This window comes from Methylobacterium indicum (assembly GCF_001043895.1).
Taxonomy (GTDB): domain Bacteria; phylum Pseudomonadota; class Alphaproteobacteria; order Rhizobiales; family Beijerinckiaceae; genus Methylobacterium; species Methylobacterium indicum.
In genome coordinates this window covers 1-9,353 of record NZ_JTHF01000434.1, presented here as the reverse complement: position 1 = coordinate 9,353, position 9,353 = coordinate 1, and the positions used below count along the sequence as shown (strand labels likewise).

12 protein-coding genes are annotated in these 9,353 nt (G+C 71.7%); 2 read left to right on the top strand and 10 right to left on the bottom strand.

What is annotated here, in order from left to right; all coding sequences use genetic code 11:
- Positions 1-155 precede the first annotated feature (155 nt).
- Positions 156-1,040, top strand: coding sequence for a LysR family transcriptional regulator (locus QR78_RS31230; protein WP_048431528.1), 885 nt, complete (start codon positions 156-158; stop codon positions 1,038-1,040).
- Positions 1,041-1,097: 57 nt separating this feature from the next.
- Here QR78_RS31230 and ftsY read toward each other — a convergent pair whose 3' ends face one another.
- A complete protein-coding gene (gene ftsY, locus QR78_RS31225; RefSeq protein ID WP_048431527.1) occupies positions 1,098-2,567 on the bottom strand; it encodes a signal recognition particle-docking protein FtsY in 1,470 nt (489 codons plus the stop codon).
- Positions 2,568-2,650: 83 nt separating this feature from the next.
- Between ftsY and QR78_RS31220 the strand changes: the two genes are divergently transcribed.
- Entirely contained in the window at positions 2,651-3,343 is a 693-nt protein-coding gene (locus QR78_RS31220) for an RluA family pseudouridine synthase (protein ID WP_048431526.1), read from the top strand.
- A gap of 89 nt (positions 3,344-3,432) precedes the next feature.
- Here QR78_RS31220 and fliP read toward each other — a convergent pair whose 3' ends face one another.
- From fliP to flgC, 9 genes are all read right to left on the bottom strand, one after another.
- Entirely contained in the window at positions 3,433-4,215 is a 783-nt protein-coding gene (gene fliP / locus QR78_RS31215) for a flagellar type III secretion system pore protein FliP (protein WP_048431525.1), read from the bottom strand.
- On the bottom strand, positions 4,212-4,700 hold the full coding sequence (locus QR78_RS31210; RefSeq protein ID WP_048431524.1) for a flagellar basal body-associated FliL family protein: 489 nt from the start codon (positions 4,698-4,700) through the stop codon (positions 4,212-4,214). Before QR78_RS31210 ends, fliP begins: the two co-directional genes overlap by 4 nt.
- Positions 4,701-4,725: 25 nt before the next feature.
- A complete protein-coding gene (gene flgH, locus QR78_RS31205) occupies positions 4,726-5,448 on the bottom strand; it encodes a flagellar basal body L-ring protein FlgH (protein WP_048431523.1) in 723 nt (240 codons plus the stop codon).
- A complete protein-coding gene (locus QR78_RS31200; protein WP_048431522.1) occupies positions 5,448-6,032 on the bottom strand; it encodes a MotE family protein in 585 nt (194 codons plus the stop codon). The genes flgH and QR78_RS31200 overlap by 1 nt, the downstream gene beginning before the upstream one ends.
- Positions 6,029-7,186, bottom strand: a complete 1,158-nt coding sequence (gene flgI / locus QR78_RS31195) for a flagellar basal body P-ring protein FlgI (RefSeq protein WP_048431521.1) — start codon at positions 7,184-7,186, stop codon at positions 6,029-6,031. Before flgI ends, QR78_RS31200 begins: the two co-directional genes overlap by 4 nt.
- Positions 7,186-7,719 (bottom strand): flagellar basal body P-ring formation chaperone FlgA, encoded by a 534-nt coding sequence (gene flgA, locus QR78_RS31190; protein WP_082171967.1) that lies wholly within the window; start codon positions 7,717-7,719, stop codon positions 7,186-7,188. The genes flgI and flgA overlap by 1 nt, the downstream gene beginning before the upstream one ends.
- A gap of 98 nt (positions 7,720-7,817) precedes the next feature.
- A complete protein-coding gene (gene flgG / locus QR78_RS31185; protein ID WP_048431520.1) occupies positions 7,818-8,606 on the bottom strand; it encodes a flagellar basal-body rod protein FlgG in 789 nt (262 codons plus the stop codon).
- A 13-nt stretch (positions 8,607-8,619) separates the two neighbouring features.
- Positions 8,620-8,886 (bottom strand): flagellar hook-basal body complex protein FliE, encoded by a 267-nt coding sequence (gene fliE / locus QR78_RS31180; RefSeq protein ID WP_420865553.1) that lies wholly within the window; start codon positions 8,884-8,886, stop codon positions 8,620-8,622.
- Between the two features lie 91 nt (positions 8,887-8,977).
- The coding region (gene flgC, locus QR78_RS31175) for a flagellar basal body rod protein FlgC (RefSeq protein ID WP_125940066.1) at positions 8,978-9,353 on the bottom strand (376 nt) is incomplete at its 5' end.

The window sequence follows — 9,353 nt, the reverse complement described above, 5'->3', positions numbered from 1 at the left end:
GCGCGCCACCGCGCCGCCCACCCCGCCCGTCGCCCCCAGAACCAGCGCCGTCCTCGTCGTCATCGCGTGTCCCTCTCCGTCGATGCGGGGCGGTGTGCCAGACGTCGACTTACTCAAAAATTGCCGAAGGACGGTGATCGGCTATACGATATCGCATGACCGAGCCGAGCTGGGACCATTATCGCGCCGCCCTCGCCGTGCTGGAGGAGGGCTCGCTCTCCGGGGCTGCGCGGGCGCTCGGGCTGACGCAGCCGACGCTGGGCCGGCAGATCGCGGCACTCGAACGGGCGCTCGGCGTCGCGCTGTTCACCCGCTCCCCCACCGGCCTCGCGCCGACCGAGGCGGCGCTGATCCTGGCGCCCTTCGCCCGCTCCCTGAAGGCGACCGCGGCGGCGCTGCACCGGGCGGTGGCGAGCGAGGCCGAGGGCCTGTCGGGCCGGGTCCGGATCACCGCCTCCGAGGTGGTCGGCGCCGAGGTGCTGCCGACGATCCTCGCCGGATTGCACGCCCGCCATCCCGGCCTCGCCGTCGATGTGATGCTGTCCGACCGGATGCAGGACCTGCTGCACCGCGACGCCGACATCGCGGTGCGGATGGCGCCGCCGACGCAAGGAGCCCTGGTGGCGCGCCGGGTCGGGATCGTCCGCCTCGGTCTCTACGGCCACCGCCGCTACCTCGCGGTGCGCGGTTTGCCGGAGCGCCCGGCGGATCTCGACCGCCACAGCGTGATCGGCTTCGACGCCGAGACGCCGTTCCTGCGGGGGATGATGCGGCAAGCGCCCGCCCTCGCGGCGGCGCGCTTCGCCTGGCGCAGCGACAGCACGCTGGCGCAGCTCGCGGCCGTCCGGGCCGGGTTCGGCCTCGGCGCCTGCCACACCGCGCTCGCCGCCCGCGACCCGGACCTGATCCGTGTTGTGCCGGAGATCGTCTGGGAGCTGCCGACCTTCGTGGCGATGCACGAGGACCTGCGCTTCCTGCGCCGCTGCCGGGTCACCTTCGACGCCCTGGCCGAGGGGATGGCGGCCTATTGCGCGGAGTGAGGCCGAGCGGCGCGGCGAGGGCGTCGTGGCGGAGGGGGCTCGGGCGGCCCCCTCCAGTCAGTTCTTGTCGAGCCCGGCGATCGCCCGGGCGAAATCCCGCGCCGCGAAGGGCTCCAGGTCGTCCACGCCCTCGCCGACGCCGATGAAGTGGACCGGCAGGCCGAACTTGGCGGCGAGCGCCACCAGGATGCCGCCCCGCGCCGTGCCGTCGAGCTTGGTCATGACGAGGCCGGTGACCCCGGCGGCCTTCTGGAAGATCTCGACCTGGCTCAGCGCGTTCTGGCCCACCGTGGCGTCGAGGACGAGGAGCACGGCGTGGGGCGCCTCCGCGTCGAGCTTGCGGATGACGCGCAGCACCTTCTCGAGCTCCGCCATCAGCCCGGCCTTGTTCTGGAGCCGGCCGGCGGTGTCGATGAGCAGGATGTCGGTGCCGGCGTCGCGCGCCGCCTGGAGCGCGTCGTAGGCGAGGCCGGCGGCGTCCGATCCTTGGGGTCGGGCCACCACCGGCGCGCCGGTGCGCTCGCCCCAGACCCGCAGCTGCTCGATCGCCGCGGCCCGGAACGTGTCGCCGGCGGCCAGCATCACGCTATGCCCCTGGGCCCGGAACTTTTGCGTGAGCTTGCCGATCGTCGTGGTCTTGCCGGCGCCGTTGACCCCGATCATCAGGATCACGAACGGCTTCTTGGTCGTGTCGATCACGAGGGGCAGGGCGACCGGATCGAGGGCGCGCTCGACCTCCGCCGCCAGGATCGCCCGCACCTCGTCGGGGGCGATGCCCTTCTCGTAGCGGCCCTTGCCGACGGCCTCGGCGATCCGGGCCGCGGTGTCGAGACCGAAATCGGCCTGGATCAGCGCGTCCTCCAGCTCCTCCAGGGTATCGGCATCGAGCTTGCGCTTGGTGAACAGCCCGGTCACCCGGTCCGACAGGGCCGAGGAGGTGCGCTTGAGGCCGCCGGTCAGCCGGCTCCACCAGCCGCGTTTCTCGGCCGGCGCCTCGGGTTCGGCCGGGGGCTGGTAGATCACCAGCGGGGCAGCCTCTTCGGCTTCCGGAGCGTCCGGCGCCTCGCTCGTGGGCGCCTCGGGCTGCTCGTGAGTCTCGGTCGCCTCCGGCTCCTGTATCTCGGCGGCGGCGGGCGCGACCTCGGTCGGCTCGGGCTCGGGCTCGGGGGCGGCCGGCACCACGCCCTCGGGCTGGACGCCCTCGACGGGTTCGAGGTCGGCCCCGGCGAGTTCGTCGGGCAGGTCGTGCTCGGGGGCGGTCTCGGGCGAGGCCTCGGTCACGGTCGGGGGCGCCGGGAGCACGTCGTCGGCGCCGGTGGCGAAGTCGGGCACGCCCTCCGAGAGGGTGCCGGTCGGCTCCGTCGGCATCGTCGCGGCCGGATCGGGCTCGGCGGACTCGGGCCCGGCGGGCGTGGCCGGAGCGTCGGCGGGGGTCTCCGCAGGGGTCTCGGCAGGGGTCCCTGGCGACGTCTCGGCCTTCCGGCCGAACAGTCGGCCGAACCAGCCCGGCTGTTTCGTCTCACTCATCCGCACTTGCTCCAGACCCTGCAGACGATCTAGGGCGGCCTGCCCCGAACTTCGCCCGCACCCGCCGCTCCTGCGACAGCCTCATGATCGTTGACGACATACTCTCGCGGCTCCTCTACCGCGATGCCCTCGTGCTCGTCATCGACAAGCCGGCGGGTTTGCCGGTCCATCCGGGGCCGAAGGGCGGCGAGACGCTGACCCAGCACCTCGACGCCCTGCGCTTCGGCCTGCCGCGCCGGCCCGAGGCCGCCCACCGCCTCGACCGCGACACCTCCGGCTGCCTCGCGCTCGGCCGCCACGCCAAGGCGCTGGCCCGGCTCAACGCGCTGTTCGCGCAAGGCAAGGCCGACAAGACCTACTGGGCGCTGGTCGAGGGCGGGCCTCCCGAGGAATCGGGCGAGATCGCCCTGCCGCTCGCGCGCCGCTCCGACGATCCCCGCAGCTGGTGGATGAAGACCGATCCCGCCGGCGACCCCTCGCTCACCCGCTGGCGGGTGATGGGGCGCGACGCGGCCACCGGGCGGACCTGGCTGGCGCTCTCCCCGGTGACCGGGCGCACCCATCAGCTCCGGGTCCATTGCGCCGCGATGGGCTGGCCGATCCTGGGGGATTCCGTCTACGGCAGCGCCCCGCGCCAGGGCGGGCCGGGCCTGCAGCTCCACGCCCGCACCCTCGCGCTGCCGCTCTACCCGAAGAAGCCGGCGATCGCCGTCGAGGCCCCGGCGCCGGGGCACATGCGGGAGGGGTTGCGGGCCTGCGGTCTGGCGGAGGGGTGAGGTGGGGGCGCCCTGCGGACCTCCGGCGCCCGTCCGGTCCGCTCCACGCGCCGTAGCGCGGCACCCGCTTCAGACAAATCGACGAGGCGTCAGAAGAACGACCGCACCAGCCCGCTCACCAGCAAGTTCCATCCGTCGATCAGGATGAAGAACAGCACCTTGAACGGCAGCGAGATCACCGTCGGCGGCAGCATCATCATGCCCATCGACATCACGATGGTCGAGACGATCATGTCGATGACGAGGAAGGGCAGGGCGATGAGGAAGCCGATCTCGAAGCCGCGGCGCAGCTCGGAGATCATGAAGGCCGGGATCAGGATGCGCAGGTCGATCTTCTCGCCCTCCTGGGGCTTCGGGAAGGTACGGCTGGCGAGGTCCTGGAAGGTCTGGAGGTCTTTTGGCCGCACCTGGGCCGACATGAACTCCCGGAACGGATCGGTGATGCGGGTGAAGGCCTCCTCCTCGGTGATCCGGTTCTCCTGGAGCGGGCGCACGCCCTCGCTCCAGGCCCGGTCGAAGGTCGGCGCCATGACGTAGAAGGTCATGAACAGCGACAGGCTGACGAGGAAGAGGTTGGCCGGCGTGCTCTGGAGGCCGAGGCCGGAGCGCAGGAACGAGAACGCGACGGCAAAGCGGGTGAAGCTCGTCACCATCACGAGGAGCCCGGGCGCCAGCGACAGCACCGTGAGGAGCGCCACGATCTGGAGGATGCGCCCGCTCGCGGCACCGTTGCCGGGGGGCAGGAGCGCGTCGAGGCCCGGGATGCCGGTGACGCCGGCCGCTCCCCCGCCGGCGGCTTGCGCCAGGGCGGCACCGGCCGACACGAGGAGCAGGAGCGTCGCGCCGAGGGCGACCTTGGTGCGATGCCTCACTGGACCACCAGAGCTTCGACGATGAGCTCGCGCACGGCGCCCTTGGTGCGCAGGGCCACGCGCTCGTTGAGATCCTCGCGCAGGTGCTGGAGGCCGCTCGCCCCCTCGATCTGGGCGGTCGAGAGCGTGCGCAGATACGCCACGAGGTCGGCCTTGATCTCCGCGATCGTGACGTCCGGGGTCGGCAGGCTGCCGGTCTTGAACACCACCGAGGATTCGATGCGGACCCAGGAATCGGCCGGCTCGGCGAGGTTCGTCACCACCGAGCCGACGCTGCGCAGGGTGAGCTCGCCCGAGTAGTTCAGCACCTTGGCGGCCTTCTCGTGCTCCTGCGCCTCGCGGGTCTTCTGGTCGACCGCCTTCTCGACGCTGGTCATCAGGTACATGCCGAGGCCAGCGCCGGTGCCGACCGCCACCAGGGTGCAGAGGGCGAGGGCCCCGATCCAGGCCTTGCCGCCGCCCTTCTTCTCGTCCTTGTCCGCCATCGCGCGTCCTTCCGGTTCAGGGCCGTCAGAACGGCGCGACGGTCTCGAAGATCTGCTGGCCGAGGGTCGGGCCCTGCACGTCGGTCAGGCGGCCGCGGCCGCCATACGAGACGCGGGCCTCCGCGATCTTGTCGTAGTCGATGGTGTTCTTGCGTGAGATGTCGCGCGGCCGGACGATGCCGGCGACGTTGAGGACGCGGACCTCGTTGTTGACCCGGATCTCCTGCGAGCCGCTGATGAGGAGATTGCCGTTCGGCAGCACTTCGGTGATCACCGCGGCGACCGACAGGCTGAGATTCTCCTTGCGGTCGATGGTGCCCTGGCCCTTCGTCTCGGTGCCCGAGCGGATGCCGGTATCGGCCGTGGCCGAATCCTTCAGGCCCGAGACGCCGTAGCCGAAATCGAAGCCGAGGCTCGACTTCTGGCTGCGCGAGCGGTCGCTGGCGTTGTCGAACTGCGCCTTGTCGTTGATCAGGATGCTGACCGTCAGCACGTCGCCGATATTGCGGGCGCGGGGATCCTGAAACAGGTCGGCGCTCGCCGGCGACCAGGTCGAGTGGTAGCCGTGCCGGCTCTGGAGCGTGCCGAAGCTCGACGGCAGGGCCTCGCGCGGGGCGGCGAGCCCGGTGCCGATCGGGGTCAGGACCGGCGGGCGGCCGAACTCGTCGAGCTTGCTCTGGCAGCCGGCGAGGGAGAGACCCGCCACGGCGAGGGCAAGAAGGCGGGAAGCCGGAGCTCTGCGGGTCATCACGATCTCTCGTTGTCCTTGCGGCGGCCGGCCTCGGCCATCTTGCGGGCCAGCGACGCGGCGCGGGACGCCTCCATCTCAGCGAGCACCGCGCTCGCCGTGCGGGCATTGAGCTTCACCAGGATCGCCGCGGCGTTGTCCTCGGGCATGTTGGTGAGCTGGAGCGCGGCCGCGTCGGCCCGCATCTTGGCGTAGACCGCCACCACGCTCTCGTCGGCCTTGGCCAAAAATTCCTTGCGGCGCTGGACCACCGCCTCGTACTCGGCGCGCTTCTCCTCCAGGCGGCGGATGCGCTCCTCGACCTGCTTCTCGAGCGCGGCGAGCTGCTCCTTCTGCCAGGCGAAGCGGGCATCGGCCGCCGCATCCGCGATGGTGGCGCAGTAGCCGGTCCTGGACGGGTCCTTGGCGGCGCCCCCGGCGGCGAAGTCCTGGGCGGTCGGCTCCTTGGGGGCGTCGCGGGCCGCGATGGCCCGCATCGCCGCGTCCTTGGCCGGGTCGGGCGCCGGCCCGCCATGGCCGTCGCCGGCGGCCAGCGCCGGGCCGGCGAGCGCCAGGAGGAGGGCGGCCAGAAGGATCCGGGTCATTGGACGACGAGCTCCGCCTGGAGGGCGCCGGCGGTCTTCACCGCCTGGAGGATCGCGATGATGTCGGTGGGCTTCAGGCCGACCTGGTTGAGGCCGCGCACCAGCGTCTGGAGGTCGGAGCCGCCCAGCACCGCGAGCCGGCCCTGCTCCTCGCGCGCCGCCACCTCGGTGCGCGGCACCACCGTGGTCTGGCCGTTCGAGAACGGCGCGGGCTGGGACACCTCCGGCGTTTCGGTGACCCGCACCGTGAGGTTGCCGTGGGTGACCGCCACCGTGGAGATCTGGACGTTGCGGCCGATCACCACCGTGCCGGTGCGCTGGTCGACCACGACCCGGGCCGGCACGTCGGGCTGGATCGTCAGGTCGCCGATCTCGGCCACGAGGCGCGGCAGGATCATGTCGCGGGGGCGCTGGAGCACCACCGAGCGCTGGTCGCGCGGGCTGGCGATGCGGCGGTGGAAGCGGCCCATCGCGTAGGCGTTGATGGCATCGGCCACCATCGTGGCGGTCTTGAAGTCGGGGTTCTTCAGTTCGAAGACGAGTTCGGGCAGGTCGCGGAACGCGCCCGGCACCTCGCGCTCGATGAGCGCGCCGTTGGGGATGCGGCCGGCGGTCGGTACGCCCTGCGTCAGCTGCTCGGCCTGGCCCTGCGCGGAGAATCCCGAGACCGCGAGCGGTCCTTGCGCGGCGGCGTAGACGTTGCCGTCGCCGCCCGACAAAGGCGTCATCAGCAGCGTGCCGCCGCGCAGCGAGGTCGCGTCGCCGAGCGAGGTCACCGTCACGTCGATGCGCGAGCCGGCGCCGACATAGGGCGGCAGGTCCGCCGTCACCATCACGGCGGCGACGTTGCGGGTGCGCAGGCGCGCGTCGCGCACGTTGATGCCCATCCGGTCGAGCATCGATTGCAGCGACTGCTCGGTGAACTGGGCGTTGCGCAGGGTGTCGCCGGTGCCCTGGAGGCCGGTGACGAGGCCGTAGCCGACGATCTGGTTGTCGCGCACGCCCTTGAGGCTGGCGACGTCCTTGATGCGGGCATACCCGCCGCTGGCGATCACCGGGGCGACCGCGAAGGCCGGGACGGACGGGGCCGCGAGGCCGGAGCCGAGCGCGAGGAGGCCGAGGACGACGCGCGCGACGCGCAGGGAGGCCCGCATCAGAACCCGCCGATCTTGATGCGGCCGTCGGCCATCACGGTACCGAGCACGATCCGGTTGGTGTCGGTGTTGCGCACCCGGATCGTCTCGCCGAGGCCGCCATTCTGCAGCGGCGAGCCGACCGCCGTGATGACGAGGCCGTTCTCCTCGAAGATCATCTGGGTCGGCGTGCCGCGGCTGACGAGGCGCGGGTCGTCGACGGCGTTGACCGGCACCGGCTCGCCCGGCAGCAGCATCCGGCGGGCGACGCGCCCGACGATGGCCATCGGCGCGTCGATCACCGCGGCCCGGGCCCGGTAGGTCGTCGGGTAGGATTGGAGCCGCAGCATCGACTCCTTGATCGTGTCGCCCGGATAGATCGTCACGGTCGGCACCGGCAGCATCATCTCGCCCGCCGTGAGGGCGGGGGACATGTCGGCGGGCGAGGACGGGACCGGGGCGGCCACGCCGAGGGCCGCCGGCAGGCAGAGGCCGACCAGCGCCAGGAGGAGGCGCGAGCGCCGGAGGCGGAGATGCCAGAGAGAGGTGACCATGGGGTGTCGCGCCGGGAGGAGGGGCACCGCCGGAGCCGGCGGCGAGGCAGTCTCACCGTGGAGGGGGTCCGCGAGGCTGGGACGCCCGGGATCCCGGCTCAGCGGATACCCTTGGAGATCGTGCCGGCCATCTCGTCGACGGCCTGGATCACCTTGGAGTTCATCTCGAACGAGCGCTGGGCGGTGATCAGGCTGGTGATCTCCTTGACCGGATCGACGTTCGAGCCTTCGAGGTAGCCCTGCTGCAGCTTGCCGTAGCTGACGTCGCCGGGATTGCCGATCACCGCCGCGCCCGAGGCCGGCGTCTCGCGGTAGAGGCCGTTGCCGAGAGGCTCGAGGCCCGACTCGTTGGCGAAGTTGGCGATGGTGAGCTGGCCGATGTTCTGCTGCGCGACCTGGCCCTCGATCTTGGCGAAGACCTGGCCCGACTGGTTGATGGTGATCTCGGTGGCGTTGTTCGGGATCAGGATCGCCGGGTCGACGGTGTAGCCCTCGAGCGTGACGAGCTGGCCGGTGGCGTTCTTGTTGAAGGCGCCGGCGCGGGTGTAGTTGATCTCGCCGCTCGGGCTCTGGATCTGGAAGTAGCCGCGGCCGTTGATGGCGAGATCGAGCTGGTTGGCGGTGTTCGTCAGCTGGCCCTGGCGGTGCAGGTTGCGGATGGCGGCGGCGCGCACGCCGAGGCCGAGCATCGCGCCCTCGGGGATCGCCTCCTGGCCGGACTGGTTCGGCACGCCCTGCTGGCGCTCGGCCTGGTAGAGCAGGTCGGTGAACTCGGCCCGCGCCCCCTTGAACCCGGTCGTGTTCAGGTTGGCGATGTTGTTGGCGATGACTTCGAGGTTGAGCTGCTGGGCGGACATGCCCGTGGCGGCGACGGCGAGCGCTCTCATCTGCGTAACGTCCTCAGATCGCCATGCGGCTCAGTTCGAGGTAGGCGGACACGACCTTGTCGCGGATGGCGACGGCGGTCTGCAGGCTCTGCTCGGCGGACATCACCGCCTCGACGACCTGCTGGGCCGAGGCCTTGCCCTGGATGCCGGCGATCGAGGCGGCCTCGCCGGCGCGCAGGTCGTTGCGCACACCGGAGGCGAAGCTCGCCATGATCTGCCCGAAATCCGCCGGGGCGGCGGCGTCGGCGCCCGGGACGGCGCCGGTCACCGGGGGCAGCATCGCCCGCTGGACGGAGGCGGCGGCCTCGGGCCGGGCGGAGGCGGCGGCCCGGTCGAAGGCCGAGAGGGTGAGGGCCTCGATCATCGGATGCTCATGTCCTCAGGAGGTCGATCACGCTGGCCACCATGGCGCGGGCCTGCTTGATCACCTGCAGATTGGCTTCGTAGGAGCGGTTGGCCTCGCGCATGTCGGCCATCTCGATCAGGGCGTTGACGTTCGGCAGCTTGACGTTGCCGTTCTGGTCCGCCGCCGGGTTGCTCGGGTCGTGCTCGACCCGGAACGGGGTCTTGTCGGTGTCGATGTCGCGCACCCGCACCGACGCGGCGCCGATGGCCCGGTCGAGTTCGGCCTTGAAGGTCACGGTCTTGCGCGAATAGGGGTCGGCGCCCGGCGCGTCGCCGGTGGACTGGGCGTTGGCGAGGTTCTCCGACACCACGCGCATGCGCAGGGACTGGGCCTCGAGGCCC

Bases quoted from the DNA above. Each gene is read 5' to 3' on its own strand.
- flgG (WP_048431520.1), bottom strand. From the start codon at position 8,606: ATGAGAGCGCTCGCCGTCGCCGCCACGGGCATGTCCGCCCAGCAGCTC.
- fliE (WP_420865553.1), bottom strand. From the start codon at position 8,886: ATGCTGCCCCCGGTGACCGGCGCCGTCCCGGGCGCCGACGCCGCCGCC.
- flgI (WP_048431521.1), bottom strand. From the start codon at position 7,186: ATGCGGGCCTCCCTGCGCGTCGCGCGCGTCGTCCTCGGCCTCCTCGCG.
- QR78_RS31210 (WP_048431524.1), bottom strand. From the start codon at position 4,700: ATGGCGGACAAGGACGAGAAGAAGGGCGGCGGCAAGGCCTGGATCGGG.
- ftsY (WP_048431527.1), bottom strand. From the start codon at position 2,567: ATGAGTGAGACGAAACAGCCGGGCTGGTTCGGCCGACTGTTCGGCCGG.
- QR78_RS31230 (WP_048431528.1), top strand. From the start codon at position 156: ATGACCGAGCCGAGCTGGGACCATTATCGCGCCGCCCTCGCCGTGCTG.
- flgH (WP_048431523.1), bottom strand. From the start codon at position 5,448: ATGACCCGCAGAGCTCCGGCTTCCCGCCTTCTTGCCCTCGCCGTGGCG.
- flgA (WP_082171967.1), bottom strand. From the start codon at position 7,719: ATGGTCACCTCTCTCTGGCATCTCCGCCTCCGGCGCTCGCGCCTCCTC.
- QR78_RS31200 (WP_048431522.1), bottom strand. From the start codon at position 6,032: ATGACCCGGATCCTTCTGGCCGCCCTCCTCCTGGCGCTCGCCGGCCCG.
- QR78_RS31220 (WP_048431526.1), top strand. From the start codon at position 2,651: ATGATCGTTGACGACATACTCTCGCGGCTCCTCTACCGCGATGCCCTC.